The 23,512-nt window shown below is 62.5% G+C and carries 18 protein-coding genes and 7 pseudogenes; 13 read left to right on the forward strand and 12 right to left on the reverse strand.

Features of this window, described 5'->3' with window-relative positions:
• Positions 1-3: 3 nt before the first annotated feature.
• From RHIZ70P_RS20160 to RHIZ70P_RS20180, 5 genes are all read right to left on the reverse strand, one after another.
• The gene (locus tag RHIZ70P_RS20160) at positions 4-1,092 is read right to left on the reverse strand and encodes an ABC transporter ATP-binding protein (RefSeq protein WP_181904081.1); all 1,089 of its coding nucleotides are present in this window, start codon (positions 1,090-1,092) and stop codon (positions 4-6) included.
• Positions 1,093-1,100: 8 nt separating this feature from the next.
• Positions 1,101-1,946, reverse strand: coding sequence for a carbohydrate ABC transporter permease (locus tag RHIZ70P_RS20165; RefSeq protein WP_115672262.1), 846 nt, complete (start codon positions 1,944-1,946; stop codon positions 1,101-1,103).
• A gap of 3 nt (positions 1,947-1,949) precedes the next feature.
• On the reverse strand, positions 1,950-2,825 hold the full coding sequence (locus RHIZ70P_RS20170; RefSeq protein WP_115672263.1) for a carbohydrate ABC transporter permease: 876 nt from the start codon (positions 2,823-2,825) through the stop codon (positions 1,950-1,952).
• Between the two features lie 123 nt (positions 2,826-2,948).
• Positions 2,949-4,478 carry an extracellular solute-binding protein gene (locus RHIZ70P_RS20175; protein WP_115672264.1) on the reverse strand — a complete coding sequence of 510 codons (1,530 nt, stop codon included), beginning with the start codon at positions 4,476-4,478 and terminating at the stop codon, positions 2,949-2,951.
• Between the two features lie 50 nt (positions 4,479-4,528).
• Positions 4,529-5,572 (reverse strand): NAD(P)-dependent alcohol dehydrogenase, encoded by a 1,044-nt coding sequence (locus RHIZ70P_RS20180; RefSeq protein WP_115672265.1) that lies wholly within the window; start codon positions 5,570-5,572, stop codon positions 4,529-4,531.
• Positions 5,573-5,861: 289 nt separating this feature from the next.
• Here RHIZ70P_RS20180 and RHIZ70P_RS20185 point away from each other — a divergent pair, with 289 nt between their 5' ends.
• The 3 genes and pseudogenes from RHIZ70P_RS20185 to RHIZ70P_RS20195 all read left to right on the forward strand — a co-directional run.
• On the forward strand, positions 5,862-7,736 hold the full coding sequence (locus RHIZ70P_RS20185; RefSeq protein ID WP_115672266.1) for a sigma-54-dependent Fis family transcriptional regulator: 1,875 nt from the start codon (positions 5,862-5,864) through the stop codon (positions 7,734-7,736).
• 224 nt (positions 7,737-7,960) lie between these two features.
• Positions 7,961-8,372, forward strand: a pseudogene (locus tag RHIZ70P_RS20190) (DDE-type integrase/transposase/recombinase); the annotation flags it as partial.
• 150 nt (positions 8,373-8,522) lie between these two features.
• Positions 8,523-8,776 (forward strand): annotated as a pseudogene (locus RHIZ70P_RS20195) (Lrp/AsnC ligand binding domain-containing protein); the annotation flags it as partial.
• A gap of 292 nt (positions 8,777-9,068) precedes the next feature.
• On the opposite strand, the pseudogene RHIZ70P_RS20200 reads toward RHIZ70P_RS20195, so the two are convergent.
• Positions 9,069-9,692, reverse strand: a pseudogene (locus RHIZ70P_RS20200) (IS110 family transposase); the annotation flags it as partial.
• A gap of 137 nt (positions 9,693-9,829) precedes the next feature.
• On the opposite strand from RHIZ70P_RS20200, the gene RHIZ70P_RS20205 reads away from it, so the two are divergent.
• Genes RHIZ70P_RS20205 through RHIZ70P_RS20220 form a run of 4 tightly spaced genes read left to right on the forward strand, consistent with a single transcriptional unit; the run spans position 9,830 to position 12,508 of the window.
• Positions 9,830-10,504 carry a branched-chain amino acid ABC transporter permease gene (locus tag RHIZ70P_RS20205; protein ID WP_181904082.1) on the forward strand — a complete coding sequence of 225 codons (675 nt, stop codon included), beginning with the start codon at positions 9,830-9,832 and terminating at the stop codon, positions 10,502-10,504.
• Positions 10,488-11,258, forward strand: coding sequence for an ABC transporter ATP-binding protein (locus tag RHIZ70P_RS20210; RefSeq protein WP_115672268.1), 771 nt, complete (start codon positions 10,488-10,490; stop codon positions 11,256-11,258). Before RHIZ70P_RS20205 ends, RHIZ70P_RS20210 begins: the two co-directional genes overlap by 17 nt.
• On the forward strand, positions 11,251-11,955 hold the full coding sequence (locus tag RHIZ70P_RS20215) for an ABC transporter ATP-binding protein (RefSeq protein WP_115672269.1): 705 nt from the start codon (positions 11,251-11,253) through the stop codon (positions 11,953-11,955). Before RHIZ70P_RS20210 ends, RHIZ70P_RS20215 begins: the two co-directional genes overlap by 8 nt.
• Before the next feature lie 25 nt (positions 11,956-11,980).
• On the forward strand, positions 11,981-12,508 hold the full coding sequence (locus RHIZ70P_RS20220) for an AMP-binding protein (RefSeq protein ID WP_115672270.1): 528 nt from the start codon (positions 11,981-11,983) through the stop codon (positions 12,506-12,508).
• 14 nt (positions 12,509-12,522) lie between these two features.
• On the opposite strand, the gene RHIZ70P_RS20225 is transcribed toward RHIZ70P_RS20220, so the two are convergent.
• The 5 genes and pseudogenes from RHIZ70P_RS20225 to RHIZ70P_RS20240 form a co-directional block, all read right to left on the reverse strand.
• A complete protein-coding gene (locus RHIZ70P_RS20225; RefSeq protein WP_115672271.1) occupies positions 12,523-14,061 on the reverse strand; it encodes an IS3 family transposase in 1,539 nt (512 codons plus the stop codon).
• Positions 14,062-14,298: 237 nt separating this feature from the next.
• Entirely contained in the window at positions 14,299-15,948 is a 1,650-nt protein-coding gene (locus RHIZ70P_RS20230; RefSeq protein WP_115672272.1) for a long-chain-fatty-acid--CoA ligase, read from the reverse strand.
• A 24-nt stretch (positions 15,949-15,972) separates the two neighbouring features.
• The gene (locus RHIZ70P_RS23465; RefSeq protein WP_328588199.1) at positions 15,973-16,449 is read right to left on the reverse strand and encodes an acyl-CoA dehydrogenase C-terminal domain-containing protein; all 477 of its coding nucleotides are present in this window, start codon (positions 16,447-16,449) and stop codon (positions 15,973-15,975) included.
• Between the two features lie 4 nt (positions 16,450-16,453).
• Positions 16,454-17,734 (reverse strand): annotated as a pseudogene (locus tag RHIZ70P_RS20235) (acyl-CoA dehydrogenase family protein); the annotation flags it as partial.
• A gap of 61 nt (positions 17,735-17,795) precedes the next feature.
• Positions 17,796-18,764 (reverse strand): enoyl-CoA hydratase/isomerase family protein, encoded by a 969-nt coding sequence (locus RHIZ70P_RS20240; RefSeq protein ID WP_115672273.1) that lies wholly within the window; start codon positions 18,762-18,764, stop codon positions 17,796-17,798.
• 149 nt (positions 18,765-18,913) lie between these two features.
• On the opposite strand from RHIZ70P_RS20240, the pseudogene RHIZ70P_RS20245 reads away from it, so the two are divergent.
• A pseudogene (locus RHIZ70P_RS20245) lies at positions 18,914-19,396 on the forward strand (transposase); the annotation flags it as partial.
• 126 nt (positions 19,397-19,522) lie between these two features.
• Here RHIZ70P_RS20245 and RHIZ70P_RS23325 read toward each other — a convergent pair.
• Positions 19,523-19,651, reverse strand: a pseudogene (locus tag RHIZ70P_RS23325) (IS481 family transposase); the annotation flags it as partial.
• Between RHIZ70P_RS23325 and RHIZ70P_RS23510 the strand changes: the two are divergent.
• From RHIZ70P_RS23510 to phnE, 5 genes and pseudogenes are all read left to right on the forward strand, one after another.
• Positions 19,650-19,751 (forward strand): annotated as a pseudogene (locus RHIZ70P_RS23510) (integrase); the annotation flags it as partial. The pseudogenes RHIZ70P_RS23325 and RHIZ70P_RS23510 overlap by 2 nt on opposite strands.
• Before the next feature lie 158 nt (positions 19,752-19,909).
• Complete coding sequence (gene phnF / locus RHIZ70P_RS20255) at positions 19,910-20,662, forward strand: phosphonate metabolism transcriptional regulator PhnF (RefSeq protein WP_181904083.1); 753 nt, start codon at positions 19,910-19,912, stop codon at positions 20,660-20,662.
• Between the two features lie 56 nt (positions 20,663-20,718).
• Positions 20,719-21,645 carry a phosphate/phosphite/phosphonate ABC transporter substrate-binding protein gene (locus RHIZ70P_RS20260; protein ID WP_115672275.1) on the forward strand — a complete coding sequence of 309 codons (927 nt, stop codon included), beginning with the start codon at positions 20,719-20,721 and terminating at the stop codon, positions 21,643-21,645.
• Positions 21,645-22,478, forward strand: a complete 834-nt coding sequence (gene phnC / locus RHIZ70P_RS20265; protein WP_210209763.1) for a phosphonate ABC transporter ATP-binding protein — start codon at positions 21,645-21,647, stop codon at positions 22,476-22,478. The genes RHIZ70P_RS20260 and phnC overlap by 1 nt, the downstream gene beginning before the upstream one ends.
• Positions 22,471-23,505 carry a phosphonate ABC transporter, permease protein PhnE gene (gene phnE, locus RHIZ70P_RS20270; RefSeq protein WP_210209764.1) on the forward strand — a complete coding sequence of 345 codons (1,035 nt, stop codon included), beginning with the start codon at positions 22,471-22,473 and terminating at the stop codon, positions 23,503-23,505. The genes phnC and phnE overlap by 8 nt, the downstream gene beginning before the upstream one ends.
• Positions 23,506-23,512: the final 7 nt, after the last annotated feature.

Consider the following 23,512-nt stretch of genomic DNA (forward strand, 5'->3'; position numbering starts at 1 on the left):
CAATCAGTCCTTCTGGCCGGAGACGCTTCGGCGCGGCGGGGCGGAGACCAGCGTGCCCGTCACCGCATCGAACGCGTAGAAGCGCGCGCTGTCCGGGGTGAAACCGATCCTGTCTCCGGGCTGAAAGAGATGTACGCCCTCCTCCTCCAGTACGAGATTGCGCCCGTCGAGATCGAGATGCAGCACCGTCAGCGAGCCGTTGACCTCGGCAAGCGCCACGGTCGCCGAAAAGTCGCCGCCGAGTGCCAAGTCCGTCGCCCTGAGGCCGAATGTGTAGCGACCCGGTGCAAGCGTGGAAAAATGCTCCGGCAGCGGCATCTTGAACGATGGCCCGAGGATCAGGCGGCCGCCTGCGATCTCGCCTTCAAGCAGGTTCATCGGCGGATCGTTGAAAACCTGTGCTGCGATCGTGTTGTCGGGATAGTGGAAGACGTCACGATAGTCGCCCGTCTGGATCACTTTGCCTTCGTGCAGGATGATGACATGCCCCTGCAAGATCATCGCCTCGGCCGGCTCGGTCGTCGCATAGACGACCAGGCGGTCGTTGCTATCGCGGAAGATACGGCGAAACTCGTCGCGCAATTGTTCGCGCAGCTTGTAGTCGAGGTTGACCAGCGGCTCGTCGAGCAGCAGGAAATCCGTATCCTTCACCAGCGCCCGGGCAAGCGCCACGCGCTGCTGCTGGCCGCCGGAAAGCTCTGCCGGGCGCCGGTCGAGACAGGGGCGAAGGCCAAGCAGGTCGCTCACATAGGTGAGTTTCGCCTCGATTTCTGACGACTTGCAGCCGGCCCGCTTCAGCGGAAAGACGATATTGTCGCGCACGTTCAGGTGCGGATAGTTGACGAACTGCTGGTAGACCATGCCGACCCGGCGTTTCCACGCCGGGACCTTCAGGAGATCGGCTCCGTCGCGCACGAGACTGCCGGAACGTACCGCCTGCAGACCGGCCAGGACCTTGAGAAAGGTGGTCTTGCCGGAGAGCGTGCGGCCGATCACGGTGACGACGCCGGAGGCCGGCAACTCAACGTCAAGCCCGTCGAGATGGATGTCATTGCCCTCGGCCACGGTCAGATTGCGGATTGCGTAGGTCATCATGCCTCCTATTTGCGTGCGCCGGCGAGGCTGCCTTTTTCGAGGTAGCGCTCCACCAGGAAGGCCACCACGATCAAGGGCGCCACCGAAACCAGTGCTGAGGCGGAAAGGCTCCACCATGGCGTCACTGAGGAATTGAGGGAGACGATTGCCACCGGCAGCAACTGCGTCTCGGTGAAGGTCAGCGTGAAGGCGAAGAAGAAGTCGTTCCAGCCGAAGACGATGCAGAAGATGCCGGCGACCACGAGGCCGGGCAGCGAATTCGGCAGGATCACCCGCCAGAAGGTCTCGATCGGCGTGCAGCCGTCGATCATTGCCGTCTCGTCTAGCTCGCGCGGAATATTGTTGAAGAAGTCGACCATGACCCAGACGGCGATCGGCAGAAGCAGGGCGATATAGACGATCACCAGGCCGAGGGTCGTGTCGAGCAGGCCGAAGAAACCGAGCATCAGGAAGAACGGGATGGCCAGCACCACCGGCGGCATGATCCGCTGCGAGACGAAGAAGAAGGTGAGGTCGTTGTTGCCTATCGGCCCCGCCTTGTAGACGAAGCGCGACAGGCCATAGGCGGCGAGCGTTCCGAGGATCAGGCTGATGACGCTGGCCGATAGCGTGACGATCATGCTGGCGGCGAACGGCTCGACGATGTCGATGCTGCCGGCGCCCGATCCGAACAGGCCCTTCCAGGCGGTGAGCGACGGCTCGTAGTCGACATAGGGCAGATAGGTCGGGCCGGCGGTAACCCCGTTGGCGGTCTTGAACGACGTCGTCAGCGCCCAGAGGAAGGGTGCGATGACGAAGGCACTCCATCCGAGGATCGCCGCCGTCTTGAAGATGCGAAAAAGGCGCGGCATGGGTCAGGCTCCCGACTTGACGAGGTATCTGGCGAGAAGCTTGGCGATGATCGTCAGAAGCACGATCATGATCACCAGATAGGTGATCGACAGCGCCGCCGCATAGCCGATCTGGAAGTCGCGCAGACCCCGGATGAAGATGTAGTAGCTCGAGGTTTCGGTGGCCGTGCCAGGTCCACCGGAGGTGACGACGTAGATCGTTTCCATGATCTTCGAGGCTTCGATCAGGCGGATGATCACCGCCCCCGCCGAAATTGGCGCCATGGCTGGAAAGGTCACGTTGAAGAAGGTGCGGATGGGACCGGCGCCATCGATCGCCGCTGCCAGGAACGGCTCCTTCGGCAGGGATAGCAGACCGGTCATCAGCAGCAGGAACATGAAGGGCGTCCATTGCCAGACATCCACCAGGATGACGACCACCGTCGCCCATCCGGCGCTTGTCAGCCAGGCGATATTACCGATGCCGAGAAACTGCATCAGGTCATTGGCCGGACCGAGGGATTCGTGGAAGATGGTACGCCAGATCACCGCCATGACTACCGGCGTCGTCATCATCGGAATGAGAAACAGGACGCGTGTGAGACGCCTCAATCGCACCTGGTGCCAGACGAGCAGGGCGAGCGCAAACGCGATGACATATTCGAACAGCACGCAGGCCGTGGCGATGAAGCCGAGCCGGACGAGGGATTCCCAGAAGCGGGCATCGCTGAAGATGCGCCCGTAATTGCCGCCGCCAATGAAGTTTAGGCCCGGGCTTGCGGCGTCCCATCCCGAAAAGCTCACCCGGATGGTGAAGATGAGCGGAAACAGGATGATCGCCAGCAGGGTGAGAAGTCCCGGCAGCAGGAAGAAGAGTTTGTAGCGCGACAGCCCATACACGCGGTTCGTTCCTTCGGTTCACGGCGACATCCGCCCCCGGTCGGCGGACACGGGGCGACGGAATGTCCTTTCCAAGAGAAGGGGCGCACCGCTTCCGATGCGCCCCTTTCGACGGTCTAGGAGTTACTGGTTGTCTTCCAGCGCGACGACGCGGGCATATGCCTCGCGCACCTTGTCGACGCCGATCCGGTCGACGATGTCCTTCCACTCCTTGGCCACCTGGTCGAGGGCTGCCTGCGGTGTCGCCTGACCGGCGATCGCGGAGGCGACGCCCGTCGCCATCGACGTCATGAACTGGTTGACGCCCGGAACGCGCAGGTCGAAGACGCGGTTCTGGCTGGTGTCCATGCCCGACAGTGTTTCGACGTAGCTCTTGGCAAGATCGGCGTCCCAGCCGAGCTTGTCGGTCCACAGCGCCGGATCGAAATGGCTGGTGCGGTACGGATTGACGCCGAAGCGGCCGACCTGCAGGTCGGACAGGGTGTTGGCTTCGTTGGAGAAGAAGCACAGGTAGTCGAACGCCATGTCCTGGTTGTTCGATTTGGCCGACACTGCCGAGGTCCAGCCCCAGGTGATATAGGGCGCGCGGTTCGGCTCCTCGAACTTGTCCCACTGCTTGGTTGTGCGATTCCACACCTCGCGGGCGCCCGGCAGAGGCGCCGCGGCCACCTTGTTGCGGATCGGGCTGTCGGCCTGCTGTGCCTGGACGAAAGCGTCGTCCCAGGAATAGCTCATCAGCGATTGGCCACCGCCGAAGGCGAAGATCTCGTCGCCGAGGCCGAAATTGGCGCCGCCCGGTGCCCAGTCCTTCGAAGCTGCGACGAACAGTTCGAGGCCTCGCACGAAGCCGGGCGAATTGATCAGCGGTTCCATGGTCTCGAGGTCGAAGAAGAAGCCGCCCTTGACGTTCGGGTTCTTGGCATAGGGCGCCGCGCGGCTGATGAAGGCCGAGAACATCAGGTCGTCGCGCTTGGCGACTTCCGCCGAGCCGAAATTGGGATTGCCGTCGCCGTCCCAGTCCCAGCCGGAGAAGACCTTGGCGACTTCGTTGTATTCTTCCCAGGTGGCGGGCACGGTCAGGTCGCGGCCGGTCGCTTCCTTGAACTTCGCCTGCATCTCCGGATTCTCGAACATGTCGGCGCGGTATTTCAGATAGTGCCGGTCACCATCGATCGGATATTGCACCATCTGGTCGCCCCACTTGGCGACGTCGGTATAGTTGCGGGTCACGTCCTTCATGCCGGTCGAATCGCGATAGGCATCCGGAACCGGGGCGAGGAAGGGGTTGAGGTCGCCGATCCACAGCGAGCCGTAGAACAGCACGTCATAGGCATTCTGCCCTGTCTGGAACGGGATCAGGATGCGCTGGAACAGGTCGCCGAACGGCACGTGCACGACGCTCACCTTGGCGCCGGTCAGTTCCTCGAACTGCTTGGCGTGGAGCGCTGTCGGCTCGCCGATCACCGGAATGGCATGGGTGATGATGTTGAGCGTGCGGCCGGAATAGTCCTTGGCGTCGATCGCCTCGTAGGAGCAGGTTCCCGGCAGGTCGGCCGGAATGCCGAAGCGGCTGTAGTCCGCCGCCATGGCGGGTGCCGCGGCGGCCGCCAGCGCAAGCGTGCTGGCGGTCAGAAGCAATGTCTTCAATGTCATTTTTCTCTCTCCCAGGTTTAAAATCCTTGCCGGCGAAAGCCGGCTCCTCCTCAAGGAATAAGCACCGCGCGGCCGTGAATCTTGCCGTGGTGAAGGTCGAGCAGAGCGCGGTTGGCATCGGCCAGCCGGTATTCCGCCGTCGCAAGATGGACCTTGCCCTGATCGGCAAGCGCCATGAGTTCGACCAGTTCGGGATAGGTGCCGACGAGATTGCCGATGATGCGCTTTTCCGAAGTGATCATGTCGATGGTGGGAATTTCGAGCTTTCCGCCATAGCCGACGATGTAGTAGGCGCCGTCACTTCGCGTCATTTCCAGACCTTCGGTAATGGCGCTGCCCTCGCCGACGAAGTCGATAACCGCCTCCGCGCCCCAGCCGCCAGTGAGCGCCAACACCTTGTCGACCTGTTCGCCATTGGCGAGCACCAGTTCGTCGGCGCCGCACTTGGCGGCAAGCTCCAGCGCTTCCTTCGATCGGTCGACGGCGATCACTTTTGCCGCACAGAGCGATTTCAGCACCTGGACGCCAATATGGCCGAGGCCGCCGACGCCGATCACCACGGCATATTGTCCCGGCAGCAGATGCTGGGCGGCCTTCTTGCAGGCGCGGTAGGCGGTGAGCCCGGCGTCGGTGTAGGGCGCCACATCTTTCGGCGCGAGCGTTTTCGGCAGCTTGATCAGCGAGCGTGCACCGGTCCGCAGATACTCGGCATAGCCGCCATTGGCATTGATGCCGGGGAAGGAGCTTTCCTCGGCATGCATGTCGTTGCCGCGCCGGCAGGCGAGGCAATGGCCCGACGTGACCAGCGGATGGCAGATCACCGCGTCGCCCGGCTTGAAATGGGTGACGCCCGGCCCGACTTCCTCGACCCATCCGGCGTTCTCGTGTCCCATGATATAGGGCAGCTGGACGTCGGAATTGTTGCGCCACAGACCTTCGATGACGTGCAGGTCAGTACGGCAGACACCCGCGCCGCCGATCCGCACGATCACGTCGTTCGGTCCTTCGATACGGGGATCGGGAACATCCTCGTAGATTACGAATTCGCTCTTCTCGAGCTTTTCGTCATATTCGTGCAAAACTGCTGCCTTCATTCCAGAGCCTCCTCACTCGGCACATTGTCATTCCGCCTTTTTCATTGCAGTTGCCGTGCCAACTGCCCGGTCGGCGAAGATAATATAATGAATTCAGTGGCATGTAGTTTTACTGCATCGCGGTCAGGGCAGCGCATGATGTTCAGGCCGTCAACAGGCGTCGGGGCCGACCTGTTCAAATCATGAACACTTGCCAGAAAGAGCGAAAATTGGTCCACTGAGATCCGGACAAGCAGGGAAAACCCTTGAAAAGCCTGAGGAGAGGCGCTGTCCGGGGGGAAACAGACAGATGCTTTCACGTACCGAGCGCCTGAAGAGGCTCAGGATCACGTTGATGCAGGGTGGCCAGGTCGACGGCAATCTGGTCAATCCGCAGATCGCCGAGAGCTGGCAGCGCTGCATCGAATCCGGGCTCGATCCACGGGTGACGCCGCCACCGATCCAGATTGGCACGCGGGAGCTCAAGCAGTTGCGCGAGCGCGATGAGCTGACCCATCGCTTCGCCGTGGCCGAAATGCATTCGCTCTATCAGCAGATAGCCGGGAGCAATTTCCTGATCGCCTTCGGCAATGCCGAGGGAACGGTGCTCGACACCATCGCCGATGGCGACTTCCAGTCCAGCAGACCGGGTCGGGGGATCGTGCCGGGCGCCGTCTGGAAGGAAAACCTGCGTGGCACCAATGCGCTCGGAACCTGCGCGGCTGGCCGCCAGCCGCTGATCGTCCACGGGGCGGAGCATTTTTTCGCCGCCTATTCCGACGTCAGCTGTTTCGCCGCGCCGATCCTGCATTCCGACGGCGAACTCGCGGGTGTTCTCGACGCCTCTTCCGATTGCAGCGCCCGCCACACGCATACGCTTGCACTTATGCGCATGGCCGCGACCCATATCGAGAATTCATTGTTTCTCGCCCAGCAGGAAAAGCACATCGTGGTGCTATTCCACTCGCGCTGGGAACTCTTGAATTCCGTAAGCGGCGGGCTTGTTTCCTTCGACACCAGCGGACAACTGGTGGCGATCAACAAGCGCGCACGGGAAATTCTGCGCGGCATCTCGCTGCGCCCCGGCACGGAATTCGACTCGATCTTCGACACCCCGTTCGACCTGGCGCTGGCGGAAATGTCGAACAGCCGGCAGCCGACGCTGCGCGACAATCTCGGCAGCCGCTACGCCGTCCACTGGCGCAATCGCCACAGTTTCGAAAAGCGCGCGCCGCAAGCCGGAAAATCGGCCGGGACCGAGGGCAGCGGCGGTACGATGCCGCCGTTGGCGCGACCGGATTTTGTCGCAAATGATCCGGTCGTGCGCCAGCAACTGGACAAGATCGCCCGCGCCGTCCGCTTCAAGCCGCCTTTCCTGATCCATGGTGAAAGCGGCACTGGCAAGGAAATGCTGGCCCGACACATTCACAAGGCCAGCCGCCGGCAAGGTGCCTTTGTCGCGGTCAATTGCGGCGCCTTGCCGGAAAATCTCCTCGAAGCCGAACTCTTCGGCTATGTCGGCGGCGCTTTCACCGGAGCCCAGCGCGCGGGCTCGGAGGGGCTTGCCGTGGCCGCCGATCGCGGCACGCTGTTCCTCGACGAGATCGGCGACATGCCACTGTCGAGCCAGGTCGCGCTGTTGCGCTTCCTCGACAGTTCCGAGGTTCGCCCGGTCGGCGGTCGTCAGGTCAGAATAGTCGACACCCAGATCGTCGCCGCAACCAATGTCGACCTCGAGGAGGCGATCGCCGCCAGGCGCTTCCGAGAGGACCTGTTCTATCGCCTCGGCGTCATACGGCTGGAGCTGCCGCCGCTGCGCGAACGGACCGATTTCGGCGCCGTGCTCGACAGTATGCTGACCGAGATTTCGCCAGAATCGCGGATCGATCCCGCCGCCGCAACGCTGATGGCGGCATTCGGCTGGCGCGGCAACATGCGCGAGCTGCGATCGGCGCTGCTTCAGCTGGTGATGGCTGCCGATGGTGCGCGCATTGGGCCATCCGATGTGCTCGACCTGCTCGGTCACCCAGTAGAAGGCGTCGGCCGCCAGACCCATTCCCTGCGCACCAAAATCGGCCGGGAAGTCACCGAGATGCTGCGCAGCAACGGCAACAATATCAGCCTTACGGCACGGACACTCGGCGTCTCTCGCAACACCATCTACAAATACGCCAGAAACCCATAAGGGCAGGGTGAAATCAGCACGGCACCCCCGGTTGAGTACGGCTGTGGAAAATAGACCACGGTAGCGGCGGGATAGTCCGGCTGCGGGCGGCGAACGGCCGTCCACCTATATGCTCTCTGCGAGCTGCGGGGAGGGTTTGGGGGATCTACACCGTGGAACCTTATCAGAAGGTTCGTCTTGAGTGCGCTGAGGCCATAAGCCATCGACAAATACGGCATCTATTCGATTTTCCGTTGACTGCAAAGCGCGATATCGAGGCCGCTAAGCGGTTCTTCCGCGAGATGCAGAAAGACGGGCCCCTGTTGTTTCCGCAATAGATCGACACGGATGGCGCGAGTAACCACCCCCACGACCATCGAAGCCCGATGAAGGAAGGGCTGCTCCGTGCTGAGCGCCGCGTATTATGTTACAAAGCACCTCCAACAAGGTATCGAAAGTGATCATTCCCGAGTGAAGAAGGCCCGCCCGAAAATCAACGGTTTTAGATCCTTCAACACGGCGCGACGAACCCTCGCGGGTTTCCAGGTGATACTGTGGCTGAAGAAGGGCTTCGGCATTTCGGGCGGCTGGACCGTCAACGACCAGGACGATCTGCTTGCGCGCCTCTTCGGATGTAAAAAGGTTAACAAAGCCTGAAAATCGGTTCCTTAACGGCATTTTCTGAAATCTGATAGAAATTGCGACACGCCCGTGCGCCGCGCCGGCCGTGAGGCGAGGGAACGCTAGGATCAATCGACACTCAACGTATCCAGATCACGATGGCGGCGAAATGGATTAATCCAGTGCTTCGAGGCGGCGGTGCGCAAGCACCCGAAAATCGCGAGTGCATCCTAATGACGGGCGGCTCCGACTATCTCCTGCGCGTCGATGTCGCTAATGCCGGCGAATTCGAGCGCATCCACAAGGATATCCTTCCGGCGATGCCGGGCATCGCGCGCATCCATTCAAGTTTCGCGATTCGCAACGTGCTGGCGACACGAGCGAAGACGAAGCGGCTCGTCGAAGATCCGGAGCTGATGGGGTTGTCTAATCGCAGTTGAGGCGTCAAGCCTGAGTTTTCCGGAACGGCGCTGCCAGGTGCATGGTTGTCTTCGCGGTCGACATCAGGCGCCGTATGATGGAGCTTCGCGGGACGAGCCTTCAATGTGGTTGACGCACTTAGCTGAGACAGCGATGCAACCCCATCAACGGAATGGCTCGGCTCACGTCCCGGCAGGGACGCTTCAGGCGTTCAGGGTTTGAACGCCATCCGGATCTACATTGCGGCTCCCGGGTTTGGGTTGAATAGCTCGCCTGTTTTGAGCATCGTGTGCATGATCACAGCAAGTTTGCGCTCTGACGGGCATCTGCGGCCAGTTGGCGACCAAGCTCGGCAGCGCGAGTGCGGATGCCGCGCCAGGCCTCCAACATCGGCAGCACGATATGAGCAAGGTCCTCATGATCGATAAGTAGGCACCGAACATTCTTCTCGAACGTGGTTCCTTTGCCTGGTGGAACGACAAGCCCGAAGGTTTTCATGATCCCGCGAATTTGATTGGAAAGCTCCGTAGTGATCCGAACCATCCGCGTGCGGGCCGCCACGAGTGTCCGGCTCAACATGCTGTCGAATCCTTTCACTCGCACTTCCCGAAAGAACCCGACCTCTGCAAGATGCGCCAAGCCATCTGCGTCATTCGCATCCGTCTTGTTCGCCGCCATATCCAGCGCGGCCTTGGCATGCCGGGCATCGATGCAAATCGCTGGCAACCCTTCGGCGCGTAGCGCATGATAAAACCATACAGAGAGGGGGCCTGTTTCGAACACCACGCGCTTTACTGCTGGCGCTCGTTTGCGGATTAACTGAGCAATAGTGTTGGGATCGGAGGCGCACTTCCCGCGCCAGACCCGTTCGCCTTCCCGGCGGATCGAAACCGCCGTCTCTTTCATCGACACGTCGAGACCGATATATTCTGTCATGGCTGTTCTCCCTTGGGCGTTTGGGCCCGGCGTCCAGTCGAGAGCCCGTATTCCATCATATCGGGGAACAGCCACCCTCCAAGGCTATGATCGGCTCCAGGGGTGCAACGCTCCCGCGATTACCCCATGTGGTGGCCTTGCGCCGTGCCAGCGGCATCTATTTCGCGATCCTGACGCTGGCGCTCGACCAGTTGGTCTACACGCTCATCGGCAAATCCGATGCTCTCGGGCGCGAAGACGGTCTGGTCGGCATCAAGAGACCGGTCATCGACCTCTTCGTCGGTACGCTCGATCTGTCGATCGGCGACCGGTACTACTATTTCCTCCTGGTCGCCTGCGGGATCCTGCTCGGTCTCCTCTGGTGGGTTTGGCACGGCCAACTCGGCCGGCTGCTGGCCGCACTGCGCCAGGATGCCGAACGTATCCGCTTCTTCGGCGTCAACGTCCGGCGCTATCGTGAGATCGCCGTTATCATCAGCGGTGGCGTGACTGCCCTTGCCGGTGCGCTGGTCGCGCCTTGGAGCCAGATCATCACGCCCGCAATTGCCCACTGGAGTTATTCGGCGCTGCCGATCCTGTTCTGCCTGCTCGGCGGCGCCTCGCGCTTCTGGGGGCCGGCGGTCGGTGCGATCGTCTTCGCCGGTCTGGAATACGCTACCCGCACCATGGTCGGCGTGAGCGAACTGATCGTCGGCGGTGCGCTGCTGGTGGTCGTGCTGGCGATGCCGGGCGGGATCGTCGGCACGCTCAGCTTGCTTGCTCGCAAACTGACGAAGAACGGAAAGGAGCGGCTCAATGAGCAATCTGCTTGAGGTGCGCGGCGTCAACTTCGCCTATCCGAGCCTGAAGGTGCTGACCGACATCAATCTGACGATCAAGGAAGGCGAGAGCCACGTGATCATCGGACCGAACGGCGCTGGCAAGACGACTCTGTTCAAGGTGCTGAGCGGCGAGATGTTCGCCAAGGGTGGCCAGGTCTTTTACGAGGGGCAGGACGTGTCAGCGCTTGATGCCTGGCAGCGCGTCCATCGCGGCATCGGCCGCACATTCCAGATGGCGCGGCTGTTCGTCGAGCAGACTGTCCTCGACAATGTGATCATGGCGCTCGAGAGCCGCGAGCGGATCAAGAAAACTGCCCATGGCTGCTGGTGGAGGCTGTCGCCGGCGAAGGAGATCGTGGAAGAAGCGCACGTGCGGCTTGCCGAATATGGGCTCCTTAAGCGGGTGGACGACCTTGCCGCCAATCTGTCCCACGGTGACAAGAAGCGGCTGGAACTGCTCCTGACGCTGGCCCTGCGGCCCAAGCTGATCATGCTTGACAAACCGACCGCCGGCATGGCACCGGAGGACCGGCGTGCAGCGATCGAGACGATCAATCGCCTGCGCCAGTCGGAAGGCCTGACCCTGCTTTTGACCGAGCACGACATGGAGGTCGTCTTCGGCCTTGCCACGCGCCTGACCGTCTTGAACCATGGCGAGATCATCGCCAGCGGTGATCCGGAGGAGGTTCGCCGCGACCCCACCGTCAGGAGGATCTATTTCGGCAAGGTAGCCGCTTATGCTTGAGATCGCCAACCTGCAGGCCTACTACGAGACAAGCCACATCCTGCATGACATTTCGCTCAGCCTTGCCGATGGTGCGGGCGTGGCGATTGTCGGGCGAAACGGCATGGGCAAGTCGACCCTGCTCAAGAGCGTGATGGGAGCAGGCCCGCGTGTGAAGGGCACGATCCGGCTCGACGGCCGGGAACTAAGCGCCCTTGCGCCGTTCAAGCGCTGCCGCATGGGCATTTCGCTGGTGCCGGAGGACCGACGCATCTACCCGCATCTCACGGTCGCCGAGAACATCGCCCTTGCCGGCCACGCCAAGAGCGAGACCGGCAAGCCCTACAGCGTCGAGGAGATTCTGGATTTCTTTCCGCTTCTGAAGAAGCTCGCGCTGCGAAAGGGCTTCCAGCTCTCCGGCGGTGAGCAGCAATTGGCGGCCGTCGCCCGTGCCGTGCTTCCGAGTCCGAGCTTTCTGCTTCTCGACGAACCGACAGAGGGGCTAGCGCCGCTGATCGTCGACAGCATGGGCGAGGAAATTCGCGCCATCCGCCATCGGGAGAAGATGGGTCTGCTGCTCGCCGAGCAGAACGTCGACTTCGCCCGCCACTGCACCGATCACCTCGTTGTGCTGGACGTCGGCCGGATCGTCTTTTCGGGAAGCTGGGCGGAGTTCGACGGCAACCCGGAAATCCGCGAGCGCCATCTGTCGCTGTGAGTACTACGGGGAGAGAGGACGAGAAATGAGGACATGGCCCAATCGCCACCTGCCGGAAGAGGCTGGACGCTATCGCCGGAAAGGGCTGTGGCGCGACCTTATGATTGCGGACGGGCTCGCCGCCCTTCTGGCTGACCGGCCGGATTGGGTGTGCCTCGTCGACGACGCCGGCCGTTACACGGTCGAAGAGATCGACCGCAAGGCTCGTAAGCTGGCGGGATGGTTCGACCGCAGCGGCCTCGCCCACGGCGATGTGGTCGCCTTCCAGTTGCCCAATTGGCACGAGACGGCGGTGATTGCACTCGCCGCCTCATTGCTGGGGCTCGTCTGCCTGCCGATCGTGCCGATCTATCGCGAGGCGGAACTCCGTTTCATTCTGGAGGATGCTGGGGCAAAGGTCTTCTTCGTGCCGCGCACGTTCCGCAATTTCCACTATGCGGCGATGGGCGAAAACCTGAAACGCGATGTGCCTTCGCTCGTTCATGTTGTCGCGGTTCGCGACGAAGCGGTCGACGATCCGTTCGAGATGGGTGAGGCCTGGGGATGCGGATAAAAACTTGGACGGATTTATACGTTAAGGCCGAGACTTCTTCGATACTCGATCGGGCTGAGCGACCCCAGTGATAATTTGATGCGCTTTTCATTATGCCATCGGATGTAGGCATCAACCTCGTGGACAAACTGTTCGATTGTGATGGTCTTCCAGTCTCGGGGATAGAAGAGTTCAGTTTTCAACCGACCGAAGAAGCCTTCGCACGCGGCGTTATCCTGTGAACAGCCCTTGCGGGACATAGAACGTACCAGCTTCGCATCGCTAATCCGAGTAAGCCAGCCAGGCCAGCGATAATGGGCTCCACGATCCGAATGGACGATTGTCCCGCCTTCGCCGTCGGTAACTGTTTCGATGGCGGCGTCCAGCATCGTATTGACTAGCCCCGCATCTGGTTGCGTTCCAATCGACCAACTGATCACCATGCCATCGAAGCAATCTATGATGGGCGACAGATACACCTTGCCGGCTGGAATTTGGAATTCGGTGATGTCCGTGAGCCATTTCTCGTTCGGTGTTTTCGCATAGAAGTCGCGGTTGATCAGGTTCTCAGGCGCAGGACTGATTTCTCCCAAGTACGAGCCAAAACGCCGTCGCCGCGGTCTGGCGACGACCAAACGCTCCTGTTTCATCAATCGCTGCACAACCTTTTCCGAGATTGTCACACTCTGCCTGACCAGCGACGCCTGCAGTCTACGATAGCCGTAGCAGCGATGGTTGCTTTCGAAGATTTCCGTCAGGTTGCGACGGATGGTGACATACTTGTCTTCCAAGTTCACTCGGGTGCGGTGGTAGAAGTACGAGCTTCGCGCTATCCCCAACTGCACAAGCAGTTCTGGCAATCGATAGGTATCTTTGAGGGCGTCAACCAGCTGTGTCTTCTCCCGATTACTCAGGAGTTGCAGATCGACGCCCAGGCCTTTTTTTAGCAGTTCATTGGCCTTCTTCAGCAGATCATGTTCGAGCTGCAATTGGCGGACATCGCGCTGGAGGGCTTCAAGCTGTCGCTCGAGTTCTTCGCGCTCGGGCGCTGGCGCAGAGGTGTTGCGGCGTTTCATGGATGAGGCAGCCTCATGACCGAGTAACTCATTCCTCCAGCTGTACAACGTCGGCCGGCATACACCTAGCCGGTCGGCTACTTGCTGGGCACTTTCCTCTCCACTGCAAAGATCAAGGACCGCGACTTGCTTCAACGCCTCGGGATAGGCCGGACGCCAGGATCGACCGACCATCGAAGTCCTCGTCTCCGGAAACGCCTCTCGAACCCATGCTGTCAAAGTCCCACGACCTGGATAACCCAACGCCCTCATCGTCGCAGAGATACAGCGATCGTGAGTGCGGTAGTGCTCAAGCGCCGCCTGCTTCTGGGCCTCCGAAAACTTCGGCGTGCGAGCCACACAACGAACGCGCAGGTCTCGATGCTGCTGGTATTCGCGGTACCAGTTCCTCAGCGCATTCTTGGTCGGATAACCCAATTGGCGGATCGTCGCCTTAACCCGCTTGCCGAGCTTGATATACAGCTCGACCGCGCGAATTCTATCAGCGTGGGAATACATGAACTACCTCCTGGTGGTCCAAGTTTTCGTCCGCATCCCCACCGGCTCAGTTCCGCGTGGAAATCAACAGCGCTTTCCTCATCGATGTGGAAAAACTGCGGGTCGTAGCGACCCGCAAATTCCTTGACCTCGTCGAGCGCGACCCGGTGTTCCCGGCTCTCGAAGCGCTGGCCGATCGCCTGATCCTCGAGATACAGGCGGCCCTTCGGCCATGGCGTGACGGTCATGACCACCGTCTCAGCCGGCCATGTTGTCGTCGGGCGAGGTGCGGGCATATTCGTCCAGCACAATCTGGCGGATCGCCGTCTTCAGCAGCTTGCCGGTGGCCGTATGGGGCAGTTCATCGACGACGATGACGTCGTCCGGTATGCTCCATTTGGCGATCTTGCCGGAGTAGAGATCGACCATGTCATGCCGGGTGAAGCTGTTACCCGGCTTCAGCACCACGACGAGAACCGGCCGTTCGCTCCAGCGCGGGTCGGGCTTGGCGACGACCGCTGCCTCCTTGACCGCCGGATGGGCCTGGGCAATGTTTTCCAGCTCGATCGACGAGATCCATTCGCCGCCGGATTTGACGACGTCCTTGGTGCGGTCGACGATTTGCACGAAACTGTCGGCGTCCATGGTCACCACGTCGCCGGTGTTGAACCAGCCGGGTTTGTCATGGGCAGCGCTCTCGGCCATGTTGTAGTAGCCGGCGGCGACCCAGGGACCGCGCACCATCATGGCTCCGAAGGCCTTGCCGTCGCGCGCGACCGGTTTGCCGTCGGCCCCTTCGATCAGGAACTCCATGCCGAAGACCGGACGGCCCTGCTTGGCTTCCAGCATCAGCTTGTCTTCCGTCGACAGGGCTTCGTGCTTGGGCAGGAGCGTGGCGGCCAGACCGACCGGGCTGGTTTCGGTCATGCTCCAGGCATGGCGGACCTTGACGCCCAGGCGGTTGAAGCGGTTGATCATGATCGGCGGCGAAGCCGAGCCGCCGATGGCGACGCGGTTCAGCGTGGAGAAGGTCTTGCCATGGGCGTCCATCCAGTCGAGCAGGCCGAGCCAGACGGTGGGCACACCGGCGGTGAAGGTGACACCCTCGCTTTCGAACAGCGCGTGCAGGCTGGCGCCGTCGAGATTGGGGCCGGGCATGACGAGCTTGGCGCCGGTCATCGGTGCGGCGAAGGGAATGCCCCAGGCATTGACGTGGAACATCGGCACCACGGGGACGACCGCATCCGCCGCCGAGACGCAAAGCACGTCCGGCATGGAGATGGACATGCCGTGAAGAACGCTCGACCGGTGAGAGTAGAGGACGCCCTTCGGGTCGCCGGTGGTGCCGGAGGTGTAGCAAAGGCCCGAGGCCGTGTTTTCGTCGAACTCCGGCCATTCGAACGCGTCGGATTCCGCCGCGATCAGGGTTTCGTAGCAGACGAGGCCGGGCAGGATGTCCGATTTCGGCATGTGGGCCTCGTCGGTCATGATGACGACGGCCTCCATGCCCTTCAGGTGATCGGCAAGCGCCTCGAGGATCGGCACGAAGGTGAGATCGGCGAAGATGACCTTGTCGGCGGCATGTTCGATGATGAAGGCGATCTGCTCGCGGAACAGACGCGGATTGATCGTATGGCACACCAGGCCCGAGCCCGAAACGCCATAATAGAGTTCCATATGGCGATAGCCGTTCCAAGCTAGCGTTCCGACGCGATCGCCGAACTCGAGGCCGAGGCGGGCAAGCGCGTTGGCGAGCTGGCGGCTGCGCCGCGCCATATCCGCATAGGTGTAGCGATGGATCGGCCCCTCGACTGACTTCGACACGACTTCCGTGGTGCCGTGATAGGTTTCGGCATGCCGCAGGATCGTCGAGATCAGAAGCGGCGTGTTCATCATCATACCAAGCATGTCATACCTCCCGTGAAACAGTTGTCAGAACAGATCGGCTTCGAGCGCCATGATCGCATTGCTGCCGCCGGCAATGGATGCCGCAAGTCCGATCGTCTGCGGAAGCATCCTGTCAGCGAAATACTGGGCCATCACCTGCTTGCGGCGGGCAAGCGGGCTGCCCTTGCCGGCTGCCGCGGCCGCCATGCGGCTCCACATCCAGCCGAAGCCGACGAGGGCAAACAGGCGCATATAGTCGGTGGCTGCCGAACCGGCGGCCGCAAGGTCCGAACGGGCATCGAGAAGGGCCTGCGAGGCCTCTTCGAGCCGCAGCAGCGCGTCGCGCGTCGCGCGTGGCGGTGGCAATGCCGGGCGCCTTTGCCGCCGCCGCGTCGAGATCGGCGCGTACGAGATCGAAGAAGCGCTTGGCCAGCGCGCCGTCTTCCATGGCCAGCTTGCGTCCGACCAGGTCCATGGCCTGGACGCCGTTGGTGCCTTCATAGATCTGCGTGATGCGGGCATCGCGCACGAACTGTTCCATGCCCCATTCGCGGATATAGCCGTGGCCGCCGAAGACCTGCTGGGACATGACGGCGGTCTCGAAACCGAAATCGGTGAAGGCGGCCTTGATGACCGGGGTCAGCAGGGCGACGAACCCGTCCGCCTTGCGGCGCTCTTCGGCATCCGGATGACGGCTGGCGATGTCCATCTGCATGGCAGCCCAGATTGCAAGCGCGCGAGCGCCGTCGATGAAGGCTCGGCCGGTCAGGAGCATCTTGCGCACGTCAGGATGCTCGATGATCGCCACCGGGCCGCGGGTGCCGTCAACCGAACGGCCCTGTAGGCGCTCGCGGGCATAAGTGACGGCCTTCTGGTTGGCCGCCTCGGCAATGCCGAGACCCTGGATGCCGACGAACAGGCGTTCGGCATTCATCATCGTGAACATGGCGTTCAGCCCGCGGCCGGGCTCACCGACCAGCCAGCCGATGGCGCCGTCATAATTCATGACGCAGGTCGGCTGGGCATGGATGCCCATCTTGTGCTCGAGCGATCCGACCGACATGCCGTTGCGGGCGCCGAGGCTGCCGCCGGCATTGACCAGGAACTTCGGCACCAGGAAAAGGCTGATGCCCTTGACGCCCTTCGGCGCGTCCGGAAGGCGGGCCAGAACGAGATGAACGACGTTGCCGCCGAAATCGTGATCGCCCGACGAGATGAAGATCTTATTGCCCTTGATCTTGTAGCTGCCGTCGCCGACGGGCTCGGCGCGGGTCGTCAGCAGGCCGAGATCGGTACCGGCCGAGGATTCGGTCAGCGCCATGGCGCCCGTCCATTCGCCCGAGATCATCTTCGGCAGATAGGTCGCCTTCAGCTCTGCGCTGGCGTGGTGCTCGATCGCCTCGACGGCGCCGCGGGTGAGACCCGGGAACAGGCCGAAGGAGAGGTTGGCGGAGGACAGCATTTCGTCGAGCAGGATCTGCATCACCCGCGGCAAACCCTGGCCGCCGAATTCCACCGCACCGGACAGGCCGCCCCAGCCGGCTTCGACGAAGGCCTTGTAGGCGTCGGCGATGCCCTTGGGCGTGGTCACTAGGCCGTTGTCGAGCCTGCAGCCTTCCTCGTCGCCGGAGCGGTTGATCGGCTCGAGAACACCGGCGCAGAACTTGCCGCCTTCCTCAAGCACCGAAACGGCGAGCTCGGCATTGACTTCTTCATGGCCGGGCAGGGCCTGCATCAGGTTGTCGAAGTCGAGCACGTCGTTGAGCAGGAAGGCGATGTCGTCGATCGGGGGAGTGTAGGATGCCATCTGGGTCTGTCCTTGGTTACGGTCGCAGGATTGGCCCGCAGACGCGGGCCAGTCGACGATCTCAGTTGCACAGCGGCTTGCCGGTCGCCAGCAAGTGCTGCACTCGGCCGATGGTGGCAGGTTCCGCAAAGAGGGAAATGAAAGCCTGGCGTTCGAGGGCGATGATGTCGTCCTCGCTCAGCGGGCGGAGCGGATCGGCCGACGGACCGCCGGTGAGGACGGTGGCCAGCGCCTTGCCGACCACGAGATCGTGGGCAGTGGCACGGCCGGCCAGCGCTTCGCCTTCTAAGATGTTGAGGATGGCGGCTTCGCCTGAAGGACCGGGCAGGGCGACGACCAGCAGTTCCGGCGGCACATAGCCTTCGCACAGCGACAGGGCCTTCGCCTTGGCATCGGCGAGCAGGCGTTCGCGGTTCTTGGTGATGCCGTCGGTTGCGCGTAGGAAGCCGAGCTTGCGCGCCTCGAAGGCGCTCCCCGAAAACCTGGCCGGAGCGATGAGGTTGAAGGCGGCGATCGCCGGGGCGACCGGTCCGCGGATTTCGGCCTTGGCCGCATAGCTGCGTACCAGCATCTCCTTGCAGCCGCCCCAGCCGGGGATCACGCCGATGCGGGTCTCGACCAGCCCGATCGTCAGCTCGGCGTGGGCCTGGATGGCGTCGCAGTGGAGCAGGATCTCGCAGCCGCCGCCGAACGCCAGGCCGGACGGGGCGCCGACCACCGGGAAGGGCGCGTATTTCAGCGCCTTGAACGTGCGGTGGCCGTGATCGATGAAGGCACCCAGCGCCTCGGCGCCACCCTTCTCGACGGTGTCGAGGAAGACGCGCAGGTCGGCGCCGGCGCTGTAGACCGGCGAGTCGGAACCGATCACCAGGGCCTTGAAGCCCTTGCCGACATCGGCGATCGCTTGGCCGATCGCGTCCAGAAGCTCCTTGGAGAAGGTGTTCATCTTGGTGCGGAATTCCAGGCAGGCGACGCCGTCACCGAGATCCCAGAGAGCGGCGGGTCCGTAATCGGAGACCAGCGCGCCCATGTGACCGCCGCGTCGGGCACGGGTGCAGGCGCGCTGTAGGCTGTCGGTAAGCACAGAGCGATTGTAGAGACCGGTGAGCGAATCGCGCTCTGCCTGTTCCTTGATGGTGAGTTCCGCTCGCTTGAGATCGGTAATGTCCGTGCGTACCCCGACTGTGCTACATGGGCCACGCACTGATGGAGAACCGCAACGGGCTTGTCGTCGATGCCGAACTGACGCTGGCGACCGGGCTGGCCGAGCGCGAGGCGACCCTTGCCATGCTCGACCGGCGAAGCGCAAAAAGCCAGCGCATCACGCTTGCCGCCGACAAGGCCTATGATGTCGAAGACTTTGTCGGGAGCTTGCGCGCCCGCAAGGTCAGGCCGCATATCGCCATCAACGGCAGTGTTTCCAAGACCGGCAAGGTCCGCAAAACTGCCATCGACAAGCGCACGACGCACCATCCCGGCTACGGCATCAGCCTGCGCTGCCGCAAGCGCATCGAGGAGGTGTTCGGCTGGATCAAGGCGCAGACCGGTTTCGCCAAAGTCGAAGTCCAGGGCAGACCGAAAGTAGCCGCCGCCTTCGGATTCGCAATCGCAGCCTATAACCTCGTCAGACTGCCAAGACTGATCGCCGGAGCCACCACATAGGCCGCCGCCCAGCCACCAAAGACCCAGAGCCGACATCAGCAACGAATGTCAGCAACTGCATCAAACGCAATACGCAACCGAATGCGCCACCAAAACAACCAATGAAACCGTTTTGCAGCAGCCTGCTAGGCTGGTGTGATAACCCACGGCCGCGCTCAGAAACGCGACGGCGCTTTCGGCCTTTTCGTTCGCAAAGATGTCGGTGAAAGCGACGCGAGAGGCGTCGTCGATGCAGACATGGACGTATTCCCAGCCGAAGTTCTCGCGCTATGACGGACGAACGCCCGACCGGCTTGGGCTGAAGGATGTGCGTGCATTTCAGGGGTATCTGGTGTCGACAGGGCCATCGTGGCCTTGCCCTCCGGCCTGATCAGGTCACACCGCGCATGGACGTGGAGGAGTGTCTTTCGGTCGCCCCGACGAGGCGCTGCAGAGTAGCTGAATGCCCATCTGTCATACGCACGTCATTCAACACGTCTAGACATCTCAATATCCGAATTCGGGAGACGCACTTTGCCACAGCTTGTCAGACAGTCCGGGATCGCCGTCTGGGCGCAGATTGCAGCGGCCTTGCGGGCCGAGATCGGGCACGGTCTCGACGAGGACGACTGGCTTCCGGCCGAGTCGGAACTGGCCGCGCGCTTCGGGGTCAACCGACACACCCTGCGCCGCGCGGTGGAAGAGCTGATCGCCGAAGGGCTGGTGGAGCGTGTCCACGGGCGCGGCACGCGGGTGCTGGCGCGCGGGCTGGTCTACGGCATTGGGCGTGATACCAGGTTCACCGAACGGCTGGCGGCCAGCGGGCGGACGGCGCAGGTAACCTTGCTTGACAGCGACGAGATCGCGGCCGACGGCGGCGTGGCGCGGCACCTACGGGTGGCCGAGGGCGCGCCGGTGTTGCGTCTGCGCACGCTCCGCGGCGAGAGGGGGCTGCCCTATGCACTGACGCTGCATTTCCTGGCCGGCGAGGCGGCCGAGGCTGCGCGCAGCTATTCCGGCGGATCGCTGACGCGGCATCTGCGCGAGAGCGCGGGCATCGCGCTCGACCGGGTCGAAAGCCTCATCACCGCCCGACTTCCGCTGCCCGAGGATGCATTGGCGCTGCGGATGCCGCGCACGCAGCCGGTGCTGCGCATCAAGGGCGTGAACGCCTGCCGTGAACGCGGCGTGGTGCAGGAATATGCAATCAGCCAGTTTCGCGGCGATCGCATTCAGCTTTCGGTGGCCGAGCCCGGCTGGCCTACCGAAGACCCGCGGTCGGACTGAGGTGCGGCTGCAACCCTGACTCCCCAGTCAATCAACGCAAACCTAAAGGAAGAACCATGCCCCTCCTCAAGACCTTTGTTGCGGCTGCAGCCGCAACTCTCATCACTATCACCGGCGCCGCCGCGCAACAAGCTGGCGGCACGGCGGGCAATCCCTATCGCGTCATGCTCGTGCCCGCCGATGGCGGCACCGAGGACGGCACCAAGGCGGACTTCAAGCCGGTGTTCGATGCCGTGACCCAGACCACCGGCATCCATTTCGATATTAAGGTGGGTCAGACCTACGCGACGGTGATCGAGGCGATCTGCTCGGATGTAGTGGAAATCGCTTGGTTCGGTGCTGCCTCCTACCTTCCGGCCCAGCAGCGCGGCTGCGCCGAACTGCTCGCGGTGGACGTCAATCACGGCACGTCGACCTATTACTCCGGCATCTACGCCCGCAAGGACAGCGGCATCGCTGCCGTGACCGATCTCAAGGGCCGTTCGATGGCGTTCGGCGACGCGAACTCGACGTCGAGCTTCGTCTACCCGGTGGCGATGATCGTCGCGGCGGGACTTGATCCGGCGACGGATCTGACCGCGATCCGCATGACCGGCAGCCATGCCAACAGCCTCAAGGCCCTTGCGGAGGGCCAGGTCGATGCGGCTGCTGCCTCGTTCGACAGCTTTGAAAAAGCAATCAACCAGGGCACCATCAGCGCCGAGGATTTCGTCGTTGTCGGCAAGTCGGACCCGATCCCGAACCCGCCGCTGGCGATGTCCACCAAGCTGCCGCAAGAGGTGAAGGACGCGTTGCGCGGCGCCTTCAACACCGTGCACGAAGCGCCCGGCGTCTCGCCCGAGATGATCCGTGGCTACGGCGGCAAGCAGGTGGACCGTTACGATGCGACCGTCACCGACGCCATGCTTGCACCCGCACTGGTCACGCTGTCGGGCGTGTCCGGCGACCTCCGTGCCTCGATCCTCGAGAAGGCGGGCAACTGATGTCGGCCGCGGCGATCCTTTCCGCTGCGCAGATGATCGGGGGAGGGGCGCAATCGCACCTCTCCTTCTGCGACCTGCGCAAGGTCTATGCCGACGGGGTCGCCGCGCTTGACGGCGTGTCGGCCGATATTGGCAGGGGCGAATTCTGCGTTGTGCTTGGGCCTTCCGGATCCGGGAAATCCACGCTCCTGCGGGTGGTCAACGGGCTGACGGACCTGACCTCCGGTATGACGACGCTGGGTGATACCATTCTGTCGCCGAAAACCCTGCGCGGTATCCGTCGCCGGGTGGCGATGGTGCATCAGCAGTTCAATCTGGTGGAACGTGCAAGTGTCGCCTCGAATGTGCTGTCCGGTGCGGTGGCCGAAGTTCCGTCCTGGCGCGCGCTTCTGGGCTGGTATCCCGATCATCTACGTGACCGTGCCTGCGAAGTGGTCGCCCGCGTGGGGCTTGATGAAATCCACCTTACCCGTCGTGCTTCGGCGCTGTCGGGCGGGCAACAGCAGCGCGTCGGCATTGCACGGGCCCTGCTGCTCAAGCCCGAAGTGATCCTTGCCGACGAGCCGGTGGCGAGCCTCGATCCCGCAATCAGCCGCGAAGTGCTGGGGCTTTTGCGCGAAGCCGCCCGCGAACAGGGGGCGACAGTGCTTTGCAGCCTGCACCAGACCGATCTCGCCCGCGAATTTGGAGATCGCATCATCGGGATGCGCAAGGGCCGCGTGGTCTTTGACGGCCCACCGCACCAGTTCGACAGCGCGGCCGAGGGAAAACTCTATGAAGGTTTGACCGCGCCTGCGGATCGACCCGCAACAAGGGAGCAAGTTTATGCGTGATGCGGAACTTGCAATCGGGATGCATCATTCCCGCCCGGCGAAAGACTGGCATCTGCCGGCTCCATATGACTGGCGCGCGGCGCTGGCGGTGCTGCTGGTTGCGCTGGCACTGATCTGGTCGGGCAACCGGATGGAGGTCGACAGGATGCTCGGCCTGACCGGCGAGGCTGTCCTGTCCGCCGTGGGACTTCAGGAGACCAGCCAGGTCGGCCGGGGCCTTGGCCGGATGCTGGGCGCGCTCTTTCCCTTTGTCATCGAAGACCGGCAAGAACTGGCGCGGCTCACGGACATCGACCGCGACGCGCTGCCGATGTTCACTCGGATCGAGGCCGTCGAGGTCACGACCTTCCACATGAACAGCGAGACCCTGCAGGCCGAGCCGCGGGTCGAGGTGAAGGAATATCTCGTCCGTCCGTTCGGTTACCTGACCAAGGTGCTCGCCAAGATGGTAGAGACCTTCGAGATCGCCATCTGGGCCACGATCATCTCGGTGCTGCTGTCGATCCCGTTCGCCATTTTCGGCGCGCGCAACTATACGCCGAACCGTTTTGCCTATTCGGCCAGCCGAGGCGCGGTCAGTTTCCTGCGCGCAATGCCCGAGCTGATCATAGCGATGTTCCTTGTGCTGGGCTTTGGCTTTGGCGCCATCGCGGGTTATCTCGCGCTCGGCCTGCACGGGGCAGGCTTCCTCGGCAAGTTCTACGCCGAAGACATCGAGGCCGCCGACCGCAAGCCGCAAGAGGCGCTGACCGCCCTTGGCGCGGGCAAGCTGCGCGTGCTGCGCGCGGCCGTGCTGCCTCAGGTGGCGCCATCCTATGTAGCCTACACGCTCTACATCCTCGACCGGAACGTGCGCATGGCGGCTGTCATCGGATTGGTAGGCGCGGGTGGTATCGGGCAAGAGCTCAAGGGCCGCTACGACACGTTTGAATATGGCCATGTCGGCACGATCCTGCTGGTGATTTTTCTCACCGTCTTCGTGCTGGATCAGGTTTCGGCACGGCTGCGCGCCCGGCTGATTGGATAAGGAACAG

Source organism: Paenirhizobium selenitireducens ATCC BAA-1503 (assembly GCF_900492185.1).
GTDB classification, from domain to species: domain Bacteria; phylum Pseudomonadota; class Alphaproteobacteria; order Rhizobiales; family Rhizobiaceae; genus Allorhizobium; species Allorhizobium selenitireducens_A.